Raw genomic sequence first — 20,508 nt, 5'->3', positions numbered from 1 at the left:
GACGCCCCGTAAGGCACACCTAAGTTCGTCTGATGGGGAGGCCCGCATGGCGGCCCAGGACCCGCAGGACCCGCAGGACCCGCACCACGACCCCGTACCGGCACCGCCCACCGCCACGACGGCCCCGTCCGTACGGGACCTGCTGGCGGCCGGGGCCGCCGCCCGTACCGTCTCCACGCCGCCCGGCGACGAGCCGCGGCAGGCGCCGGAGCGGCGGGACGCGGCCTGAGCGCGGCGCGGCGGGCTCACCCGTAGGGGTGAATCCGCTAGCCGATCACCTCGACCGTCCTGCCGATCGTGGCGAAGAGCCACAGCGCCTGGCCGTCCGCCCGGCTCTCCCTGATCGCCGCGCCGAGCTTCGCCCGCTCCGCCAGCCGCCCCGCCGGCAGCGGCTCGACGGGCGCGCTGAACCCGACGTTCGTGTCGCCGAGCTGCGCGAAGAACACCGCGTGCTCGACGCGGCGGCCGTCGCCGCCGACGCCCAGGGCGCGGCGGGCGAAGACCGTGTGGGTGCCGCCCGGCGGGGGCGTGCCGCCGGGCGTCACCTGGTAGCGGCGGCGCACCCGCTCGTCCGGGCCGACCAGCCACACCTGGCGCCGGGCGACGCTGTAGACGACCCGCGCCCCGCTGCCCGACCGCGGCGGCAGCCCGTTCTGGCGGGCCGCGGTCAGGCCGTGCGCGGTCCTGGCCACTCCGCCCCTGGTGGCCGCCGCGGCCTCCTCGGGCGCCGCGTCGGAGGCGTCGGAGGCGAGCGCGCCCAGCGTGATGAAGGCGGCCGTCAGCAGCGCCGCGACCAGCGCGCCCGGGGGGACGCGCGGCAGCTCAGGAGCGCCCGGCCGGCCGGGGATCGGCGGCCGCCACCGGCGGACCCGGGCCGGGACGCGGGAGGCGATCCCCGACGCGATCCCTGCGGACAGGGCGGTGACGCGATGCGTGCGTGGCTTCCGTGGCAAGGGGCGCTCCCACTCTCCGATCGCGGTCCTGTATGGCGTCTATGTCGCGCTTTGGTGCGATTTCGGGAGGTCGACCGTACCAGCGTTGCCGCCCGCCGCCCCGGCGGCACGTGCACGCGCCGTAGGCTGGGCGCGTGCTGCTGCTTGCCTTCGACACCGCCACGCCCGCCGTCACCGCCGCCCTGCACGACGGGGAGCGGGTGCTCGCCGAGTCCACGGCGATCGACGCGCGCCGGCACGGCGAGCTGCTGGTGCCCGCCGTCGACCGGGTGCTGGCGACCGCCGGGCGGCCGCTCTCCGACGTGACCGGGATCGTGGTCGGCACTGGACCCGGCCCGTACACGGGCCTGCGCGTCGGCCTGGTCACCGCCGCGGCCTTCGGCGACGCGCTCGGCGTGCCGGTGCACGGCGTGTGCACGCTCGACGGGCTGGCCTGGGCGGCCGGCGAGGCCGGGCTCGAAGGCCCCTTCGTGGTGGCGACCGACGCGCGCCGCAAGGAGGTCTACTGGGCGCGCTACGACGGCCCGCTGCACCGTGCCGAGGGGCCCGCGGTGGACCGTCCCGGGCAGCTGCCGACCGCGCTGACGGACCTGCCGTCGGTGGGCGCCGGCGCGGCGCTCTACCCGGACGTCTTCACCGGCCACCGGCCCGACCCCGCGCACCAGTCGGCCGGCGCGCTGGCGGCGCTGGCCGCGCACCGGCTGGCCGAGGGCACGCCCTTCGACCCGCCGCTGCCGCTGTACCTGCGCCGGCCCGACGCGCAGGTGCCCGCGGGCTACAAGGCGGTACTGCCGAAGTGACGCACCCGACGGCCGGGGCGGCGCGGCCCGCGGGCGTCGTCCTGCGGGCGATGCGCTGGTGGGACCTGGACGCGGTGATCGCCCTGGAGCACGACCTGTTCCCCGAGGACGCCTGGTCCCGCGGCATGTTCTGGTCGGAGCTCGCCGACACCCGCCACCCCGCCGCGACGCGCACCTACGTGGTCGCCGAGGACCCCGCCGACGGCCGGCTGGTCGGCTACGCGGGCCTTGCCGCGGTGGCCGGCACCGGCGACGTGCAGACCATCGCCGCCGCCCGCGACCACTGGAGCACCGGCCTCGGCGCCCGGCTGCTCACGGTGCTGCTGCGCGCCGCGACCGCCGCCGAGTGCCACGAGGTGCTGCTGGAGGTGCGGGTCGACAACGCCCGCGCCCAGCGCCTCTACCAGCGCTTCGGCTTCGAGCCGATCGGCTTCCGCAAGGGCTACTACCAGCCGGGGAACGTGGACGCGCTGGTGATGCGCCTCGCCGACCCCGCGCGGCAGCCCGTACTGAACACCACTGAGGACAACCATGGCTGACGAACCCCTGGTCCTGGGCATCGAGACCTCGTGCGACGAGACCGGTGTCGGCGTCGTGCGCGGCCGCACGCTGCTCGCCGACGCGGTCGCGTCCAGCGTCGACGAGCACGCGCGCTACGGCGGGGTCGTCCCCGAGGTGGCCAGCCGCGCCCACCTGGAGGCGATGGTCCCGACCATCCAGCGGGCGCTGCGGCAGGCCGGGGTGAGCGCCCGCGACCTCGACGCGGTCGCGGTCACCGCGGGACCGGGCCTGGCCGGCGCGCTGCTGGTCGGCGTGTCGGCCGCCAAGGCGTACGCCTACGCCCTCGGCAAGCCGCTCTACGGCGTCAACCACCTCGCCTCGCACATCTGCGTCGACCAGCTCGAACACGGGCCGCTGCCCGAGCCGACGATGGCGCTGCTGGTCTCCGGCGGCCACTCCTCGCTGCTGCTCGCACCCGACATCACCAGCGACGTGCGGCCGCTCGGCGCGACCATCGACGACGCGGCGGGCGAGGCGTTCGACAAGGTGGCCCGGGTGCTCGGCCTCGGCTTCCCCGGCGGCCCGGTGATCGACCGGTACGCGCGCGAGGGCGACCCCGCCGCGATCGCCTTCCCGCGCGGCCTGACCGGCGGCCGGGACCCGCTCTACGACTTCTCCTTCTCCGGTCTGAAGACCGCCGTCGCGCGCTGGGTGGAGGCGCGCCGCAGGGACGGCCAGGAGGTGCCGGTCGCCGACGTGGCCGCGTCCTTCCAGGAGGCGGTGGTGGACGTGCTGACCCGCAAGGCGCTGCGGGCCTGCAAGGACAACGGCGTCGACCATCTGATGATCGGCGGCGGCGTGGCCGCCAACTCCCGGCTGCGCGCGCTGGCGCTGGAGCGCTGCGAGGGCGCCGGCATCCGGCTGCGGGTGCCGCGGCCCGGGCTGTGCACGGACAACGGCGCGATGGTCGCCTCCCTCGGGTCCGAGATGGTCGCGCGCGGCCGCGCGGCGTCCACGCTCGACCTGCCCGCGGACTCCTCACTGCCGGTCACCGAGGTCTCCGTGCCCGGCCACAGCCACCCCGACCCGCACGAGGACGGCCACCCGCAGGGCCACGGTCACGGTCACGACCACGCGCACGACCACGCGCACGAGACCGGCAAGGACAACCTGTACGGATGACCGTGACGCTGATGTGGGAGGCCGCGGCCGCGGAGGGCCGCGGGCCCGAACTCCTCGACTGGGCGCGGCAGGAGGCGGCCGCACTGGCCGGCGAGCCGCGCCGCAGGGAGTTCCTCACCGCCCCCGGCGACCGGGTCCTGGTGCTCACCTGGTGGGACGCGCCCTACGCCGCGGAGCTGCCCGAACTCGCCGACCCGCCGGCCGAGTTGGTGCGGCGGCCGGTGCACCGCTGGCGCTTCGTCTCGGTCTCCGTCGAGCCCCCGGCCGACGGGACCCGCGCCGGCTGACCGGGAGCGACCGCTCCGGTACCGCCCGTACCGGCGGCCCCGCGGCGGAACCCTTGGCCAGGAATCCGCATCACCCAGGGTGATCGCACGACCGGGCGCCGACGGCAGCAGCCCCGCGTTCGTGGCCGCGGAGTTCTGCACAGGGGCGAGGTTCCACCGGTATGCGCAACCCGACGGCGGCCGCACGGCCGCTCCTGGCCCTGCTCGGCCTGCTGCTGGCGGCGGGCTGCTCGGCGCCCGGCGCCCCGGCCGCCGCGGCGCGGACGCCCGCCGCGACCCCTGCCGTGCACGCGGCGCCGGGCCGGAACCCGGCCGCCGCCAGGGCCGCGCGCGCCGCGGCCTTCCGCAGGTGGGGCGTCCCGCTGCTGCCGCCGCCGCCGGCGCCGCCCGCGGTCAAGCCGGTGCGCACCGGCGGCGGGCAGATACCCGTGGTCAGCCGGATACCCACCACCCGGAAGATCGTCTTCGTGACCTTCGACGACGGCGCGGAGAAGGACCCGCGGTTCGTCCAGATGATGAAGGACCTGCGGATACCGTTCACGATGTTCCTGACCGACGACATCATCAGGAACGACTACGCCTTCTTCAAACCCCTCCAGGCGCTGGGGAACCCGATAGAGGACCACACCCTCAGCCACCCCGACCTGCCCACCCGGAGCCCGGCCCGGCAGCGCCAGGAGATCTGCGAGCAGCAGACCAGGCTCACCCGCGAGTACGGGGTGCGGCCCGGCCTCTTCCGGCCGCCCTACGGCGACTACGACGCGGCCACCCGGGCCGCGGTGCGGTCCTGCGGCGGCCTGCGGGCGATCATCCTGTGGCGGGAGTCCATGCAGATCAAGGACGTGGCCTTCCAGGACCCCGGACGCAGATACCATCCCGGCGACATCGTCCTCGCGCACTTCCGCGGGCCCTCCGAGCTCAAGGGCGAGTCGATGACCGCGATGGTGCGGAACATGCTGCGCTCCATCGCCGCGCAGGGCTTCACGGTGGCGCCGCTGGAGGACTACGTCTGAGCGGACCGCGGGCCGAGCGGTGCGCCGATCAGCATCGACGGCGCGCCTGCCACCCGGGTCAGGAACACCGTGGCGGCGTGCGGGCCCCGCGGCTTCACCCGCCGCCTGACCTCCTCAGGCTCCACCGCGGAACCCCGCTTCTTCACCGTCAGCGTCCCCACCTCGCGCTCGCGCAGCAGCGCCTTGAGCCGCTTGAGGCCGAACGGCAGCACGTCGCTGATCTCGTACCCGGTCGCGTACGGGGTGGGGTGCGGCGCGTCGGCGGTGACGTAGGCGATCGTCGGGTCGATCAGGCCGCCGTCCAGCGCGCGGGCCACCTCGGCGACCAGGTGCGCGCGGATCACCGCGCCGTCCGGCTCGTAGAGGAAACGTCCCGGCGCCCGCACCGGCGCCTGCGGCGGTGCGCCTGCGGCGGCCAGCTGCGCGCCCGAGGGCAGCAGGGTGGCCCGCACGGTGCCGGGGGCGGTGCCGAACCAGAGCGCGGCCTCCTTCACGTCGCCGGAGTCCGACACCCACTCGGCCTCCGCGTCGCCCGGCACCGCGTCGTGCGGGATGCCCGGCGCCACCTTCACCGCGGCGTACCGGACCCGGCGGGCGGCCGCCACCGCCCACGACAGCGGCGGCGAGTACGCCTCCGGGTCGAAGGTGCGGTTGCCGCCCGACCGGCGCGCCGGGTCCACGAACACCGCGTCGTACGGGTCGAGGACGACGTCCGCGACGTCCGCGCAGCGCACCTCGATCCGGTCGGCGAGGCCCAGCGCCTCCGCGTTGGCACGGGCCACCGCGCAGGTCAGCGGGGAGCGGTCGACGGCCAGCACCCCGATGCCGGCGCGGGCCAGCGCGACGGCGTCGCCGCCGATGCCGCCGCACAGGTCGGCGACGCTGCGCACGCCCAGCGCGCGGAAGCGCTCCGCCCGGTGGGCGGCCACGGTGGTGCGGGTCGCCTGCTCGACGCCGTCCGGCGTGAAGTACATCCGGCGCGCGTCCGCCGCGCCGAACTTCGCGGCGGCGCGCTGCCGCAGGCGGCCCTGCGTCAGCGCGGCGGACACCAGCCGGGCGTCGTACGTCCGCCGCAGCCGGGTGGCCGCGGCCAGCTCCTCCCCGGGGGCCAGTTCCCGCACCTCGTCCAGCAGTTCCTGCCCTGCGGGCAGCAGCAGCTCCCCGAATCCGTCGACGTCCACCCGGCCATTCTCGCCCTCCGCGGCCGTGCCCGACGCCGCCCCCGCCGGGCGCCGGGTACCGCCAGGTGAGCGGTCGCCTGGCACTCCGCTTGACCGAGTGCTAAGTGCGTCCTAGTCTCAGTTCTGGCACTCGGCACCGCTGAGTGCCAGAACTCAGCGACGGGCAGGTCCGGCACCCGCGACGACGGGCCTACCAGGTCGCCGACCCAGACAGACACTCCCGTGAGCCCTTTGAAGGGGGAGGTCGGATCGTGACGACCGCCAGCACCAAGGTTGCCATCAAGCCGCTCGAGGACCGCATCGTGGTCCAGCCGCTCGATGCCGAGCAGACCACGGCCTCCGGCCTGGTCATTCCGGACACCGCCAAGGAGAAGCCCCAGGAGGGCGTCGTCCTGGCCGTGGGCCCGGGCCGCTTCGAGGACGGCAACCGCCTGCCGCTCGACGTCGCCGTCGGCGACGTCGTGCTGTACAGCAAGTACGGCGGCACCGAGGTGAAGTACAACGGCGAGGAGTACCTCGTCCTCTCGGCTCGCGACGTCCTCGCGATCGTCGAGAAGTAATCTCTCCGGCTCCACGCGCAGCCGTGATCCCGCCCCGGGTGTCCGTGTCCTAGAGGCCGGGTCCCGGGGCGGTTTCGTTGACCGTCCTCACCGTTCTGCACGACGACTGACGACGACATCTGACGAGTAGACGAGGTAGTTCGCAGGCATGGCCAAGATTCTGAAGTTCGACGAGGACGCCCGCCGCGCCCTGGAGCGCGGCGTCAACAAGCTCGCTGACACCGTGAAGGTCACGATCGGCCCCAAGGGCCGCAACGTCGTGATCGACAAGAAGTTCGGCGCCCCGACCATCACCAACGACGGCGTGACCATCGCCCGCGAGGTGGAGCTCGACGACCCGTACGAGAACCTGGGCGCGCAGCTCGTCAAGGAGGTGGCGACCAAGACCAACGACATCGCGGGCGACGGCACCACCACCGCGACCGTGCTGGCCCAGGCGCTGGTCCGCGAGGGCCTGCGCAACGTCGCCGCGGGCGCCTCCCCGGCCGCCCTGAAGAAGGGCATCGACGCGGCCGTCAAGGCCGTCTCGGACGAGCTGCTGGCCTCCGCCCGCGCCATCGAGGGCAAGGAGGACATCGCCGCGGTCGCCGCGCTGTCCGCCCAGGACAAGCAGGTCGGCGAGCTGATCGCCGAGGCGATGGACAAGGTCGGCAAGGACGGCGTCATCACCGTCGAGGAGTCCAACACCTTCGGGCTGGAGCTGGACTTCACCGAGGGCATGGCGTTCGACAAGGGCTACCTGTCGCCGTACTTCGTGACCGACCAGGAGCGTATGGAGGCCGTCCTCGACGACCCGTACATCCTGATCCACCAGGGCAAGATCGCCTCCATCCAGGACATGCTGCCGCTGCTGGAGAAGGTCATCCAGGCCGGCGCCTCCAAGCCGCTGCTGATCATCGCCGAGGACGTCGAGGGCGAGGCCCTGTCCACGCTGGTGGTCAACAAGATCCGCGGCACGTTCAACGCCGTCGCGGTCAAGGCCCCCGGCTTCGGCGACCGCCGCAAGGCCATGCTCGGCGACATCGCGACGCTGACCGGCGCCACGGTCATCGCCGAGGAGGTCGGCCTCAAGCTCGACCAGGCCGGTCTCGACCTGCTGGGCACCGCCCGCCGCGTCACCGTCACCAAGGACGACACCACGATCGTCGACGGTGCCGGCGACAAGGCCGAGATCGAGGGCCGGATCGGCCAGATCAAGGCGGAGATCTCCACCACCGACTCCGACTGGGACCGCGAGAAGCTTCAGGAGCGGCTGGCCAAGCTGGCCGGCGGCGTCTGCGTCATCAAGGTCGGCGCGGCCACCGAGGTCGAGCTCAAGGAGAAGAAGCACCGCCTGGAGGACGCGATCTCCGCGACCCGCGCGGCGGTCGAGGAGGGCATCGTCTCCGGCGGCGGCTCCGCGCTGGTGCACGCCGTCAAGGTGCTCGCCGACAACCTCGGCAAGGTCGGCGACGAGGCCACCGGTGTCGCGGTCGTGCGCCGCGCCGCGGTCGAGCCGCTGCGCTGGATCGCCGAGAACGCCGGCCTCGAGGGCTACGTGATCACCGCCAAGGTGTCCGAGCTGGACAAGGGCCACGGCTTCAACGCGGCCACCGGCGAGTACGGCGACCTGGTCAAGGCCGGCGTCATCGACCCGGTCAAGGTCACCCGCTCCGCGCTGGAGAACGCCGCGTCCATCGCCTCCCTGCTGCTCACGACCGAGACCCTGGTCGTCGAGAAGAAGGAAGAGGAGCCGGCCGAGGCGGGCCACAGCCACGGCCACAGCCACTGAGCGCTGCGCGCCGCTGGACCGGCCACGGTCCGACCACGGGTGAGGCCCGGTGTCCCTTTCGGGGGCGCCGGGCCTCACCCGTGTCCGGCGCCTGCCCCGGAGCCCGTCCCGCGCCCGCCCGCCGCCAGGGCGGCGAAATTGGGTGGGCCCGCGGAGCCGGACGTGCTGGAATGCCCGGATGGATACGGCTGAGGTACTGGCGCTGTTCGACGCGCAGATGAGGCGGGCCGCCGTGCCGCAGGGCGCCGGCGGCCGGTCGGAGCAGGCCGGCGGGGTGCTGCGGCACGTCGAGGGCGGCGCCGACGGGTGGGCGGGCGTGCTGTGGTCGGACCTGGACGAGGGGACCGCGGACGCCGCCGTCGCCGCGGAGGCGGCCTGGGCGGACGGCCCGCAGGGGCGCGGCCTGGAGTTCGAGTGGAAGCTGTACGCGCACGACCGCCCGGCCGACCTCGGCGCGCGGCTGCGCGCGGCCGGCTTCGTGCCGGAACCGCCGGAGACGCTGATGGTCGCCGAGGTCGCGGCGCTGCCGCAGGAGCCGCGGCTGCCGGCCGGCGTGCGGCTGGAGACGGTCGCCGACGCGGCGGGCGTGGAGCGGGCGGCCGCCGCGCACGAGTCGGCGTTCGGCACCAGCGCGGCCCGGCTGCGCGCCCGGCTGCTCGACCAGTTGGAGCACGCGCCGCAGACCCTGCACCTGGTGGTGGCGATGGCCGGCGACCTCCCGGTCTGCTCGGCCCGGATGGAGTTCCACCCGGGCACGGACTTCGCGAGCCTGTGGGGCGGCGGCACCGTCAGGGAGTGGCGCGGGCGCGGCATCTACCGCGCGCTGGTCGCCCACCGGGCCGGGCTCGCCGCCCGCCGCGGCGTGCGGTACCTCCAGGTCGACGCGACCGACGACAGCCGGCCGATCCTCCAGCGCCTCGGCTTCGCCCCGCTGACCGTGACCACCCCCTACCTCAGGCCGCGGCCCCCGGCGGCCACGGAGGCGCCGCGGTGAAGGTGCTGAGCGTCAACGTCGGCCGTCCGCGGCCCAACCCCTGGAAGCGGCTGCCGGCGACCGGCATCGACAAGCGGCCGGTGACCGGGCCGGTCGCGGTGAGCGCGCCCGGCCCCAAGGGCACCGGCGCGGTGGGCCTGGCCGGCGACCGCGCCTACGACGTCAAGCACCACGGCGGCGACGACCAGGCGGTGTACGCGTACGCGCGGGAGGACCTCGACGGGTGGCAGCGGGCACTGGGCCGCGACCTGGCGAACGGCGCCTTCGGTGAGAACCTCACCACGACCGGCATCGACGTCAACGCCGCGCTGCTCGGCGAGCGGTGGCGGATCGGCTCGGCCGTCCTGGAGGTGTCCTGCCCGCGCATCCCGTGCGCGACGTTCGCCGGCTGGCTGGAGCAGGAGGGCTGGCTGCGGACCTTCACCCGGGCCGCGCTGCCCGGCCCGTACCTGCGGGTGGTGGAGCCCGGCGCGCTGGCCGCGGGCGACCCGGTGACCGTGCTGTCCCGGCCGTCCGACCACCGGGTCACCGTCGCGCTGAGCTTCCGCGCGCTGACCACCGAGCCCGAGCTGCTGCCGCGGCTGCTGGAGGTGGCCGCCTTCCCCGACGCGGAGCGCGAGACGATCCGCCGCCGGGTGGGCCGCGGCCCGGGGGCCGCCCACGACGGCCCCGGCACGCCCTAAGGTCTGTCGCATGACCACTTCACTGGTGACCGGCGCCACCGCGGGGATCGGCGCGGCCTTCGCGCGGCGGCTGGCCGCCGACGGGCACGCGCTGGTGCTCGTCGCACGGGACGGCGAGCGGCTGGCCGGCAGCGCGGCCGGGCTGCGCGAGCGGTACGGCGTCGAGGTCGAGGTGCTGGCCGCCGACCTGGCCGAGGAGGAGGGCGTCGCGGCCGTGGCGGCGCGGCTGCGGGACGGCTCCCCGAGGCCGGTGGACGTGCTGGTCAACAACGCCGGCTTCGGCAACCGCGGCACCTTCCTCGACGTGCCGGTCGAGGACGAGGTGCGGATGCTGCGGGTGCACTGCGAGGCGGTGCTGCGGCTCACCGCGGCCGCCGCGGAGCCGATGCGGGCCCGCGGCCGCGGCACGATCGTGAACGTGGCGTCGGTCGCCGCCTTCATGCCGCGCGGCACCTACGGCGCCAGCAAGGCGTGGGTGGTGCGCTTCACCGAGGGCGTCGCCCAGGAGCTGGGCGGCAGCGGGGTGCGGATGCTCGCGCTGTGCCCGGGGTTCGTGCGCACCGAGTTCCACCAGCGGGCCGGGATGGACGCCTCCCGGCTGCCGTCCTTCGCCTGGCTGGACGCGGATCGCGTCGTCGCCGCCGCGCTGCGCGACCTGGCCCGCGGCCGCACGGTCAGCGTCCCCTCGGTCCGCTACAAGATCGCCGTCGGTCTTGCCCGGCACGTCCCCGCCGGTGTGTTCGGCGCGGCCTCCACCCGTACCGGCCGCCGCTACGACCCGAAGACGCGCTGACGCCGGCGGTCGGCGCGGCCGGCACGGTGGAGTGCGGCGCCGTTCGGTGGGCGCCGCTCAGGCCAGTGCGGCGAGGGCCGCGTCGACGTCCGACGCGCGGTTGTACAGGTGCAGCGCGAACCGCAGGTTCCCGGCGCGGGCGCTGCACCGGATGCCCGCCGCCGCGAGGCGGTCGGCGGCGTCGGCGGGCATGCCGGGGACGGCCACGATCGCCGACGCGCCCGGCAGCGGGGTGTGGCCCAGCGCGCTGAGCCCGTCGCGCAGCCGGGCGGCGAGGGCGACGTCGTGGGCGTGGATCGCGGGCACGCCGATCTCCTCGACCAGGGACAGCGAGGCCGCCGCGCCGACGTAGGACAGGTACGCCGGCCGGGTGTCGAAGCGCCGGGCGCCGGGCGCCAGCCGCTCCACCGGGCCGTAGCAGGACTCCCACGGGTCGTCGGCGCAGTACCAGCCGGCGAAGGCCGGCGACAGCGTCGGCTCCAGCCCCTCGCGGACGGTGAGGAAGCAGGCGCCGTGCGGGCTGAGCAGCCACTTGTAGCCGTGGCAGACGAGGTAGTCGCAGGCGTCGGGGTCCACCGGCAGCCAGCCCACCGACTGGGTGCCGTCCAGCAGCATCCGCGCCCCGTACGCGCGCGCCGCCGCGGAGATCGCGGCCAGGTCCGCGACCCGGCCGTCGGCGGACTGCGCGGTGCTGACCGCGACCAGCGCGGTGTCCTCGCGCACCGCGGCGGCGACCGCGTCCAGCGGCGCGGTGCGCAGCCGCAGGTCGCCGCGGCCGGCGAAGGGCTGCACGACCGAGCTGAAGTCGCCCTCGGCGACGAGCACCTCGGCGCCGGGCGGCAGCGCCGCCGCGACCAGCCCGACCGCGCCGGCCACCGTTCCGGCCAGCGCCACCCGCGCCGCCGGCACGCCGGTGATCCGGGCGTACGCGGCCCGGCTCGCGGCGGTCGCCTCCTCGTACACCGCGGTGTCCGGCCGCCCTGCCGCCCACGCGTCGACCGCGGCGCGCAGCGCGGCCGCGGTCCTGGCCGGGGGGAGGCCCAGGGTGGCGGTGTCCAGGTAGCCGGCCGCGGTGCCGGGATACTCGGCGGCGGCCGCCGCCAGCAGCGCGCCGGTGTCCTCGTGTCCGTCGATGGGGTGTGCGTCGATGCCCGTGTCCATGCGTCCACCCTGGGCGCACCGGCTCTCAAAGTCCATCGACGATCTTTGTCGGGTGACCCTAAGCAGCGCTTATGGTTGAAGCATGATCGAGGCCCGCCATCTTCGCGTGCTGCGCGCCGTCGCCCGCACCGGATCGTTCTCCGCCGCGGCCCGGGACCTGGGCTGCACCCAGCCCGCCGTCAGCCAGCAGATGAAGGCGCTGGAGGGCAGCGCGGGCACTCCGCTGCTGGTGCGCGGCGCCCGCGAGATGCGGCTCACCGAGGCGGGCGAGGCGCTGGTCAGGCACGCGGCCGGCATCCTCGCCGGGCTGACCGCCGCGGAGGAGGAGGTCGCCGCGATCGCCGGCCTGCGGGCCGGCCGGGTGCGGCTCAGCTCCTTCCCCTCCGGCAGCTCCACGCTGGTGCCGCGCGCGGTGGCCGACATGCGCGCGCACCACCCGGGCACCAAGGTCTCGCTGGTCGAGGCGGAGCCGCCGCGCTCGGTCGACATGCTCAGGGCGGGCGACTGCGACATCACGCTCGCCTTCCGGTACGTCGATCTGCCGACGCCCGCCGAGGAGTCCTGGGACGACCTGGTGGTGCGCCCGCTGCTCACCGACCGGCTGGTCGGCGTGGTGCCGCGGGGGCACCGGCTGGCCGGCCGCGCGGGGCCCGCCGGCATCGAGGAACTGGCGCAGGAGGAGTGGATCGCCGGCTGCCCGCGCTGCCGGCGGCATCTGGTGGAGGTGTGCGAGCGGGCCGGGTTCACCCCGCGGATCGAGTTCGCGACCGACGACTATCCGGCCGTGGTGGGCCTGGTCGCCGCCGGTCTCGGCGTCGCGGTCCTGCCCGAGCTGGCACTGGAGTCGGTACGGCCGAAGGGCGTCGCCGTCGTCGAGGTGCGTCCCGCCGTCCAGCGCGAGGTGGTCGCGCTGACCCTGCCGGATCTCGCGAACGTCCCCGCCGTCGACATGATGCTCGCCCGCCTGGCCCGCGCCGCGCTTCCCGCGCCGGCGCGCTGACCCCGCGCCCCTCGCGGCGGGGGCACCGGGCCGGCGGGCGCGGCCCGGGGGGGAGTGAAGGAACGTTTCGTCAGTAAGTGGCCGCGGCCGACGACCGGTGGTCGTCGTGCTCGGGGTCCAGCGGCTCGGAGTCCATCTCGGCCTCGTGCCCGTGGTCGCGGTCGCGCGACCGCGACCGCCCCATCATCGCCTCGCGCTCGTCCTCGGTGAGTCCGCCCCACACGCCGTACGGCTCGCGGACGGCCAGCGCGTGGGTGGCGCACTCGGCCCGTACCGGGCAGCGCATGCACACCTCTTTGGCAGCGGTCTCGCGTGCGCTGCGGGCGGCCCCCCGCTCGCCCTCGGGGTGGAAGAACAGCGAGCTGTCCACGCCGCGGCAGGCGGCCACCAGCTGCCAGTCCCACAGATCGGCGTTCGGTCCTGGAAGGCGGGAGAAGTCTGCCATTGCTCATCCCCTCGAAGCGTGCGGGAAGGTCGTGAGGCCGATCTTCCGATCGTCTCCGACGGTACATCTACAGTCGTAGTAGATGTAAATATGACTCATCGCCAATCTAGCGACGATTAGCCCGCACAACAGAAAAGAGCGGCCAATCAGTGCAAAGTGCGGCATAACACCCGATCGGCAGTATCGCCCCTGCTTCAAGGGCCGCTCCGACGCGCTCGCAGCCTCCGAAAAACCTCCGCTCTCACCCGTCTGACCTGCGGCATGCTCGGTCCGCACGCGCATGATCACGTAGAGTGCCGAGAGACGCGACCAAACTTCGTAACTCTTTCGGGTGAGGGTCGTTGAGTCTGGCGGAAGCGGTTGGCGGAACGCGCGGATTCGGGCAGATGCCCGAGGCCGTCCACCTCCGCGGTGAACATTCGTACTCAGTACAGCCAGGAGGCACTACGTGACGCGGTTCAGCTGCGGGGGGCGGTCATGACTTCCGTCCTCGTCTGCGACGACTCCCCGCTCGCCCGAGAGGCCCTGCGCCGCGCGGTGGCCACCGTGCCCGGCGTGGAGCGCGTGACCACCGCGGCCAACGGCGAGGAGGTGCTCCGCCGCTGGGGGGCCGACCGCTCGGACCTCATCCTGATGGACGTGCGGATGCCCGGGCTCGGCGGTGTCGAGACGGTACGGCGGCTGCTGTCGGCCGACCCCGGCGCCCGCATCATCATGCTCACCGTCGCCGAGGACCTCGACGGGGTCGCGCTGGCCGTCGCCGCGGGCGCCCGCGGCTACCTGCACAAGGACGCCTCCCGCGCGGAGCTGCGGGCCACCGTCACCCAGGCGCTCGCCGACCCCACCTGGCGGCTGGCCCCGCGCCGGCTGCGCTCGGCCGAGATGGGCGCGGCGCCCACCTTGACCGCACGCGAGATCCAGGTGCTGGAGGGCATGAGCCACGGCCGGTCCAACGCGGAGATCGGCAGGGAGCTCTTCCTGTCCGAGGACACCGTGAAGACCCACGCCAGGCGGCTGTTCAAGAAGCTCGGCGCCTCGGACCGGGCCCACGCGGTGGCTCTCGGCTTCCGCTGGGGCCTGGTCAGGTAACGAGCGCGGTGCCGGGCGATGTCGCCCGCGAGTCCTCGGTTTCCCGGGGGAGGACGCATGCTTGAGGTATGGACTTCCTCGGGGATCGGCGGGGGCCGCACATGACGGAGACGACGACTGAGGCTTCGGCGCAGGCCGAACCGGCCGGACGCGGCGTGCCGGGCGGCGCTGCCGCGGACGGCCCACCGCCCGGCGCTCATAACGCTTCGATGCAGAAGTACGGCCGGGATGCGGCGGATCGTCCCGCGGCGAGGCACCATGGGTGGATGCGTGACGACGACACCCCCGCCATCGGTGCCCTCGTCCGTCGCGCCGTCGACGGCGACGAGCGGGCCACGCACGACCTGCTCGCGCACGTCCACCCGCTGGCCGAGCGCTACTGCAGGACCAAACTGTCCCGGCTGCCGGGAGACGCGCGCCACTTCGTGGACGATCTCGCGCAGGAGGTGTGCCTCGCGGTGCTCTGCGCGCTCCCGCGCTACCGCGACCTGGGCCGCCCGTTCGAGGCGTTCGTGGTGTCCATCGCCGCGCACAAGGTCGCCGACCTGCAGCGCGCGGCGATGCGCGGCCCCGGCAGCACCGCGGTGCCCTCCGACGAGATGCCGGAGAAGCCGGACGACTCCCTCGGCCCCGAGGAGCGCGCGCTGCTCAACAGCGACGCGGCCTGGGCGAAGAAGCTGCTCGACCGGCTCCCCGGCCACCTGCGCGAGCTGGTGCTGCTGCGGGTCGCGGTGGGCCTGAGCGCCGAGGAGACCGGACAGGTGCTGGGGATGTCGCCCGGGGCCGTACGGGTGGCGCAGCACCGCGCGCTCAGCAGGCTGCGGGCGATCGCCGAGGAGTCGGCGGGGCCCGCGGGCACGCCCGCCGGCGAGGCGCCGGGGCTCAGCGCGTAACGCGCCCGGCCCGGCGCGCGGCGTTCCAGGTCCGGGGCGCGCGGCGTTCCGGACTCGGTCCGCAGCCTTCCCGGGTCGGCCCGCGGAGGTCGGCGCCGGGGCTCTGAGCAGCGACAATCCGGGTGGTCGGGGGAATACCGGCACAGCCATTACCATTGAACAACTCGCCGGGCAAGACCATTCGGGAAGGTGTCATGTCGCTGAACGCCGACGGAGCAGCCGGGAAGTTCGCCACTCTCGGGTTGACCTACGACGATGTGCTGCTGCTGCCGGGGGCCTCGGAGGTGCTGCCCAACGAGGTCGACACCTCCTCGCTCGTCTCCCGCAACGTCAGGGTGAACATCCCCCTGCTCTCCGCGGCGATGGACAAGGTCACCGAGGCGCGGATGGCGATCGCGATGGCCCGCCAGGGCGGCGTCGGCGTGCTGCACCGCAACCTCTCCATTGAGGACCAGGTCAGCCAGGTGGACCTGGTCAAGCGGTCCGAGTCCGGCATGGTCACCGACCCGATCACGGTCCGCCCCGACGCGACGCTCGGCGAGGCCGACGCCCTCTGCGGCCGGTTCCGGATCAGCGGCGTGCCGGTCACCGACGAGTCCGGCCGGCTGCTGGGCATCGTCACCAACCGCGACATGGCCTTCGAGACCGACCGCTCCCGCCAGGTCCGCGAGGTCATGACGCCGATGCCGCTGGTCACCGGCGCGGTCGGCATCTCGGGCGTGGACGCGATGGCGCTGCTGCGCCGCCACAAGATCGAGAAGCTGCCGCTGGTCGACGACGCGGGCCGGCTCAAGGGCCTGATCACCGTCAAGGACTTCGTCAAGGCCGAGCAGTACCCGCACGCGGCCAAGGACGCCGAGGGCCGGCTGCTGGTCGGCGCGGCCGTCGGCGCGAGCCCCGAGGCGCTGGACCGGGCCCAGGCGCTGGTCGGCGCGGGTGTCGACTTCCTGGTCGTGGACACCTCGCACGGCCACAACAGCAACGCGCTGAACTGGATGGCGAAGATCAAGTCCAACGTCCCGGTGGACGTCGTCGGCGGCAACGTGGCGACCCGCGACGGCGCCCAGGCGCTGATCGACGCGGGCGTGGACGGCGTCAAGGTCGGCGTCGGGCCCGGCTCCATCTGCACCACCCGCGTGGTCGCGGGCATCGGCGTCCCGCAGGTCACCGCGATCCACGAGGCCGCCCAGGCGTGTCTGGACGCCGGTGTGCCGGTGATCGGCGACGGCGGCCTCCAGTACAGCGGCGACATCGGCAAGGCGCTGGCGGCCGGCGCGAGCAGCGTCATGCTCGGCAGCCTGCTCGCGGGCTGCGAGGAGTCGCCCGGCGAGCTGCTCTTCATCAACGGCAAGCAGTTCAAGTCCTACCGCGGCATGGGCTCGCTCGGCGCGATGCAGTCGCGCGGCCAGGGCCGCTCGTACTCCAAGGACCGCTATTTCCAGGCCGAGGTCTCCGCCGACGACAAGCTCGTGCCCGAGGGGATCGAGGGCCAGGTGCCGTACCGCGGGCCGCTGTCCGCCGTCCTCCACCAGCTCGTCGGCGGCCTGCGCCAGACCATGGGCTACGTCGGCGCGGCGTCGATCTCCGAGATGGAGACGAAGGGCCGCTTCGTGCGGATCACCGCCGCGGGCCTCAAGGAGTCCCATCCGCACGACATCCAGATGACCGTCGAGGCCCCGAACTACCACGGCTGACGCCGCCTTCCCCGCACGCCGCGGCCGCGGATCGCCCGCGGCCGCCGCGCCGAGGTGCGGGTCGCCGCGGGCGGGGGGTGCGGGATACTGGGGTCGCGAAGCCAGACAGAGAGGCGCGGGTAGTGACTGAGATCGAGATCGGGCGGGGCAAGCGGGGCCGCAGGGCGTACGCCTTCGACGACATCGCCGTGGTGCCGAGCCGGCGGACCCGGGACCCGAAGGAGGTCTCGATCGCCTGGCAGATCGACGCGTACCGCTTCGAACTGCCGTTCCTGGCCGCGCCGATGGACTCCGTGGTGTCGCCGGAGACGGCCATCAGGATCGGCAACTTCGGCGGCCTCGGCGTGCTGAACCTGGAAGGGCTCTGGACCCGGTACGACGACCCCGAGCCGCTGCTCGCCGAGATCGCCGAGCTGGACGACAGCCAGGCGACCGCGCGGCTGCAGGAGATCTACGCGGCGCCGATCCGCGAGGAGCTGATCGGCCAGCGGATCAAGGAGGTCCGCGACGCGGGCGTCGTGACCGCCGCCGCGCTCTCCCCGCAGCGCACCGCCCAGTTCTCCAAGGCCGTGGTGGACGCCGGGGTCGACCTCTTCGTGATCCGCGGCACCACCGTCTCCGCCGAGCACGTCTCGGGCTCGCACGAGCCGCTGAACCTCAAGCAGTTCATCTACGAGCTGGACGTGCCGGTGATCGTCGGCGGCTGCGCCACGTACACCGCCGCGCTGCACCTGATGCGGACCGGCGCCGCGGGCGTGCTGGTCGGCTTCGGCGGCGGCGCCGCGCACACCACCCGCAACGTGCTGGGCATCCAGGTGCCGATGGCCACCGCGGTGGCCGACGTGGCCGCGGCCCGCCGCGACTACATGGACGAGTCCGGCGGCCGCTACGTGCACGTGATCGCCGACGGCGGCTTCGGCTCCAGCGGCGACCTGCCCAAGGCCGTCGCCTGCGGCGCGGACGCGGTGATGATGGGCTCGCCGCTGGCCCGCGCCACCGACGCGCCCGGCCGCGGCTTCCACTGGGGCATGGAGGCGGTCAACCCGGAGCTGCCGCGCGGCAAGCGGATGAACCTGGGCACGGCGGGCAGCACCGAGGAGATCCTGCTCGGCCCGTCCCACGCGCCCGACGGCTCGATGAACTTCTTCGGGGCGCTGCGCCGCTCGATGGCGACCACCGGCTACTCCGACCTCAAGGAGTTCCAGCGCGTCGAGGTCACCGTCTCACCGACCCACCACCGGTAGCCGGCCGGCGGCCGCGCGAGGCCGACGCGAAGGGCCCGTACCGCCTCGGCGGTACGGGCCCTTCGCCGTGCCGGCGCCGTGCCGCGGGGAGCGGCCCGGGTCAGCCGCGCGCGACCCGACGGGTGATCACGAAGCCCTCCAGGCCGGCGATGCCGAAGAAGACGAAGTCCATGCCGTTCATGGCCTCCTTCCACGTCTGCTGCAGGTCGTGGAAGTGGTGGGTGAAGATGTTCACCACGCCGATGTGGTAGGTGGAGTCGACCAGCAGCGCGATGCCGAAGAGCTGGCCGAGGTAGACGCCGAGCAGCGCGATCGGCACGCCGATGATCGGCAGCGCCGGGTTGCGGCCGCCGATCTTGCCGAGCGCGAGGCCGACGACGGCGCCGACGGCCACCGCCGCGTACCCGATCTCGTGCTTGGTGCCCTTGATGATCAGGCCGTACAGGAGCGCGGCGACCAGGGCCGCGCCGACCGCGGCCAGGACGCCGAGGGCCGGGTTGCCCGGGCGCTGCGCGAGCGGCGCGGGCTGCGCGAACGGCGCCGGCGGCGGGTAGGCGGCCGGGTCGAAGGCGCCGGGCTGCTGCGGCGCGCCGTACGGCGAGGGCGCGGGAGCCTGCGGGGCCTGCGGTGCGTAGGGGCCGGCCGGCGGCTGCTGCGCGTACGGGTTCTGGCCGGGCGCGGGCTGCTGCGGCGGCGGGACGTTGGCGCTCATGAAGGGTTCCCCCGAGGACACGAGAAATGCCGTGCGCACGAACGAGCGGCGTGCGAACGAGTGACGCCGAAATGTAGCAGGGGAGCATGACAACCGGACAAGCCCGTTCATACGGTCGGCACAGGCCCGCTACAACCGGGCCGCCGCGCCCGCCGGAGTCGCTCCCCGGGTGTCCAGCAGGAGTTGGGCCTTGACCGCCAGTCCCTGCAGGTCGTAGGTGCGGTGGTGCTGGAGCAGCAGCGTCAGGTCCGCGTCCGCGGCCGCCTCCCACAGCGCGTCGGCGCGCGGCACCGGCCGGTCCAGCACCCGCCACTGCGGCACGTACGGGTCGTGGTAGCCGAGTTGGGCGCCCAGTTCGATCAGCCGGGCGCCGATCTCGCGGGCCGGGGCGCCCTCCTGGTCGGCGGTGTCGGCCTTGTACGTGACGCCGAGCAGCAGCACCCGCGCCCCGCGCAGCGACTTGCCGTGCTCGTTGAGCAGGGCGGCGGCGCGCTGCACGACGTAGCGCGGCATCCGGCCGTTGACCTCCTGGGCCAGCTCGACCATCCGCAGCGGGTGGCCCGCGGTGCGGGTGCGGCCGGCCGCGGGGGCGGCGGCGAACGGCGGCGCCGCGTTGGGGTCGAGGGCGGGGGAGTGGCCGCCGACGCCGGGGCCGGGGCGGAACGCCTGGAAGCCGAACGGCTTGGTCTCGGCGCAGCGCAGCACCTCCCAGACGTCGACGCCCAGGTCGTGGCAGAGCACCGCCATCTCGTTGGCGAAGGCGATGTTCACGTGCCGGTAGTTGGTCTCCAGCAGCTTCACCGCCTCGGCCTCGCGCGGGCCGCGGGCGCGCACCACCCGTTCGGTCAGCCGGCCGTAGAAGGCGGCCGCGGCCTCGGTGCACGCGGGGGTGCAACCGCCCACCACCTTGGGGGTGTTGGAGAGCTGGAAGGTGCGGTTGCCGGGGTCGAGCCGGCTGGGCGAGTAGGCCAGGTGGAAGTCCCGTCCGGCGCGCAGGCCGTGCGCTTCGAGCAGCGGGCGCAGGAACTGCTCGGTGGTGCCCGGGTAGACCGCGGACTCCAGCACCACCGTGGTGTGCGGGCGCAGCTGGACGGCGAGCGTGCGGGCGGCGGCGGCGACCGCGTCGAGGTCGAGCGCGTGGTCCTCGCCGAGCGGGGTGGGCGCGCAGATCACCGCGGTCCTGACCCGGCCGAGCACGGCGGGCTCGGCGGTGGCGCGGAAGCCGCAGGCGAGCATCCGCCGCAGGTCGGCGGCGGCGAGGGTGCCGGGCGGCACCCGGCCGGCGTTGATGTCGGCGACGACGGCGGGGTCCGGGTCGTAGCCGATGACGCCGATGCCCGCGGCGGCGGCCGCCTGGGCGAGGGGGAGTCCGGTGTGGCCGAGTCCGAGCACGGCGAGGTCTGCTGGCATGGCTGACGTCCTCCACCTGTGGCGTCCGCCGACCCGCGGCCGTCGTCGCCGAATGGCTGTTAAAACAGGCTAACCAGACAAATGACTGATATGACCACTCGGCGCGCCGATCCGGGCTGGCCGGTCGCGGCGGTTCCGGTCA

At 74.5% G+C, this 20,508-nt stretch carries 22 protein-coding genes; 16 read left to right on the top strand and 6 right to left on the bottom strand.

Annotation, left to right across the window (positions count from 1 at the left end):
• Positions 1–46 precede the first annotated feature (46 nt).
• Positions 47–229 carry a hypothetical protein gene (locus V2S66_RS07480; protein ID WP_330793727.1) on the top strand — a complete coding sequence of 61 codons (183 nt, stop codon included), beginning with the start codon at positions 47–49 and terminating at the stop codon, positions 227–229.
• Between the two features lie 37 nt (positions 230–266).
• Here V2S66_RS07480 and V2S66_RS07475 read toward each other — a convergent pair whose 3' ends face one another.
• Positions 267–953: a hypothetical protein gene (locus V2S66_RS07475; RefSeq protein WP_330793726.1), complete on the bottom strand. Its 687-nt coding sequence runs from the start codon at positions 951–953 to the stop codon at positions 267–269.
• 134 nt (positions 954–1,087) lie between these two features.
• On the opposite strand from V2S66_RS07475, the gene tsaB reads away from it, so the two are divergent.
• The 5 genes from tsaB (at position 1,088) to V2S66_RS07450 (ending at position 4,736) form a co-directional block, all read left to right on the top strand.
• Positions 1,088–1,753, top strand: a complete 666-nt coding sequence (tsaB, locus tag V2S66_RS07470; protein WP_330793725.1) for a tRNA (adenosine(37)-N6)-threonylcarbamoyltransferase complex dimerization subunit type 1 TsaB — start codon at positions 1,088–1,090, stop codon at positions 1,751–1,753.
• Positions 1,754–1,803: 50 nt separating this feature from the next.
• On the top strand, positions 1,804–2,292 hold the full coding sequence (rimI, locus tag V2S66_RS07465) for a ribosomal protein S18-alanine N-acetyltransferase (RefSeq protein WP_330793911.1): 489 nt from the start codon (positions 1,804–1,806) through the stop codon (positions 2,290–2,292).
• Positions 2,285–3,436, top strand: a complete 1,152-nt coding sequence (gene tsaD / locus V2S66_RS07460; RefSeq protein ID WP_330793724.1) for a tRNA (adenosine(37)-N6)-threonylcarbamoyltransferase complex transferase subunit TsaD — start codon at positions 2,285–2,287, stop codon at positions 3,434–3,436. Before rimI ends, tsaD begins: the two co-directional genes overlap by 8 nt.
• Positions 3,433–3,723 carry a hypothetical protein gene (locus tag V2S66_RS07455; protein ID WP_330793723.1) on the top strand — a complete coding sequence of 97 codons (291 nt, stop codon included), beginning with the start codon at positions 3,433–3,435 and terminating at the stop codon, positions 3,721–3,723. Before tsaD ends, V2S66_RS07455 begins: the two co-directional genes overlap by 4 nt.
• Positions 3,724–3,884: 161 nt before the next feature.
• Positions 3,885–4,736 (top strand): polysaccharide deacetylase family protein, encoded by an 852-nt coding sequence (locus V2S66_RS07450; protein ID WP_330793722.1) that lies wholly within the window; start codon positions 3,885–3,887, stop codon positions 4,734–4,736.
• Here the strand turns inward: V2S66_RS07450 and V2S66_RS07445 are convergent.
• Positions 4,727–5,917, bottom strand: a complete 1,191-nt coding sequence (locus V2S66_RS07445) for a class I SAM-dependent methyltransferase (RefSeq protein ID WP_330793721.1) — start codon at positions 5,915–5,917, stop codon at positions 4,727–4,729. The genes V2S66_RS07450 and V2S66_RS07445 overlap by 10 nt on opposite strands.
• 251 nt (positions 5,918–6,168) lie before the next feature.
• Between V2S66_RS07445 and groES the strand changes: the two genes are divergently transcribed.
• From groES to V2S66_RS07420, 5 genes are all read left to right on the top strand, one after another.
• Entirely contained in the window at positions 6,169–6,477 is a 309-nt protein-coding gene (gene groES / locus V2S66_RS07440; protein WP_075017238.1) for a co-chaperone GroES, read from the top strand.
• A 148-nt stretch (positions 6,478–6,625) separates the two neighbouring features.
• A complete protein-coding gene (gene groL / locus V2S66_RS07435) occupies positions 6,626–8,248 on the top strand; it encodes a chaperonin GroEL (protein ID WP_330793720.1) in 1,623 nt (540 codons plus the stop codon).
• 178 nt (positions 8,249–8,426) lie between these two features.
• On the top strand, positions 8,427–9,242 hold the full coding sequence (locus tag V2S66_RS07430) for a GNAT family N-acetyltransferase (protein WP_330793719.1): 816 nt from the start codon (positions 8,427–8,429) through the stop codon (positions 9,240–9,242).
• Positions 9,239–9,925: an MOSC domain-containing protein gene (locus V2S66_RS07425; protein ID WP_330793718.1), complete on the top strand. Its 687-nt coding sequence runs from the start codon at positions 9,239–9,241 to the stop codon at positions 9,923–9,925. Before V2S66_RS07430 ends, V2S66_RS07425 begins: the two co-directional genes overlap by 4 nt.
• Before the next feature lie 10 nt (positions 9,926–9,935).
• A complete protein-coding gene (locus V2S66_RS07420; RefSeq protein WP_330793717.1) occupies positions 9,936–10,718 on the top strand; it encodes an SDR family NAD(P)-dependent oxidoreductase in 783 nt (260 codons plus the stop codon).
• Between the two features lie 57 nt (positions 10,719–10,775).
• On the opposite strand, the gene V2S66_RS07415 is transcribed toward V2S66_RS07420, so the two are convergent.
• Positions 10,776–11,879, bottom strand: coding sequence for an aminotransferase class V-fold PLP-dependent enzyme (locus tag V2S66_RS07415; protein WP_330793716.1), 1,104 nt, complete (start codon positions 11,877–11,879; stop codon positions 10,776–10,778).
• Positions 11,880–11,961: 82 nt separating this feature from the next.
• Between V2S66_RS07415 and V2S66_RS07410 the strand changes: the two genes are divergently transcribed.
• Positions 11,962–12,879: a LysR family transcriptional regulator gene (locus tag V2S66_RS07410; protein ID WP_330793715.1), complete on the top strand. Its 918-nt coding sequence runs from the start codon at positions 11,962–11,964 to the stop codon at positions 12,877–12,879.
• A 70-nt stretch (positions 12,880–12,949) separates the two neighbouring features.
• On the opposite strand, the gene V2S66_RS07405 is transcribed toward V2S66_RS07410, so the two are convergent.
• Complete coding sequence (locus tag V2S66_RS07405) at positions 12,950–13,324, bottom strand: WhiB family transcriptional regulator (protein WP_330793714.1); 375 nt, start codon at positions 13,322–13,324, stop codon at positions 12,950–12,952.
• 477 nt (positions 13,325–13,801) lie between these two features.
• Between V2S66_RS07405 and V2S66_RS07400 the strand changes: the two genes are divergently transcribed.
• The 4 genes from V2S66_RS07400 to V2S66_RS07385 all read left to right on the top strand — a co-directional run bounded on the left by V2S66_RS07400 (position 13,802) and on the right by V2S66_RS07385 (position 18,244).
• Positions 13,802–14,413, top strand: a complete 612-nt coding sequence (locus V2S66_RS07400) for a response regulator transcription factor (protein WP_003948568.1) — start codon at positions 13,802–13,804, stop codon at positions 14,411–14,413.
• Positions 14,414–14,679: 266 nt separating this feature from the next.
• A complete protein-coding gene (locus V2S66_RS07395) occupies positions 14,680–15,306 on the top strand; it encodes a sigma-70 family RNA polymerase sigma factor (protein WP_330793713.1) in 627 nt (208 codons plus the stop codon).
• 194 nt (positions 15,307–15,500) lie between these two features.
• Positions 15,501–17,000 carry an IMP dehydrogenase gene (guaB, locus tag V2S66_RS07390; RefSeq protein WP_330793712.1) on the top strand — a complete coding sequence of 500 codons (1,500 nt, stop codon included), beginning with the start codon at positions 15,501–15,503 and terminating at the stop codon, positions 16,998–17,000.
• A gap of 122 nt (positions 17,001–17,122) precedes the next feature.
• Positions 17,123–18,244, top strand: coding sequence for a GuaB3 family IMP dehydrogenase-related protein (locus V2S66_RS07385; RefSeq protein ID WP_330793711.1), 1,122 nt, complete (start codon positions 17,123–17,125; stop codon positions 18,242–18,244).
• Between the two features lie 100 nt (positions 18,245–18,344).
• On the opposite strand, the gene V2S66_RS07380 is transcribed toward V2S66_RS07385, so the two are convergent.
• Positions 18,345–18,956 carry a hypothetical protein gene (locus V2S66_RS07380; protein WP_330793710.1) on the bottom strand — a complete coding sequence of 204 codons (612 nt, stop codon included), beginning with the start codon at positions 18,954–18,956 and terminating at the stop codon, positions 18,345–18,347.
• 129 nt (positions 18,957–19,085) lie between these two features.
• Positions 19,086–20,366 (bottom strand): nucleotide sugar dehydrogenase, encoded by a 1,281-nt coding sequence (locus V2S66_RS07375; RefSeq protein WP_330793709.1) that lies wholly within the window; start codon positions 20,364–20,366, stop codon positions 19,086–19,088.
• Between the last annotated feature and the right edge of the window lie 142 nt (positions 20,367–20,508).

Origin of the sequence: Actinacidiphila polyblastidii, from assembly GCF_036353415.1 — a bacterium.
Taxonomy (GTDB): domain Bacteria; phylum Actinomycetota; class Actinomycetes; order Streptomycetales; family Streptomycetaceae; genus Actinacidiphila; species Actinacidiphila polyblastidii.
The sequence above is the reverse complement of the archived record's forward strand: the minus strand, read 5'-3'. Positions and strand labels throughout refer to the sequence as shown.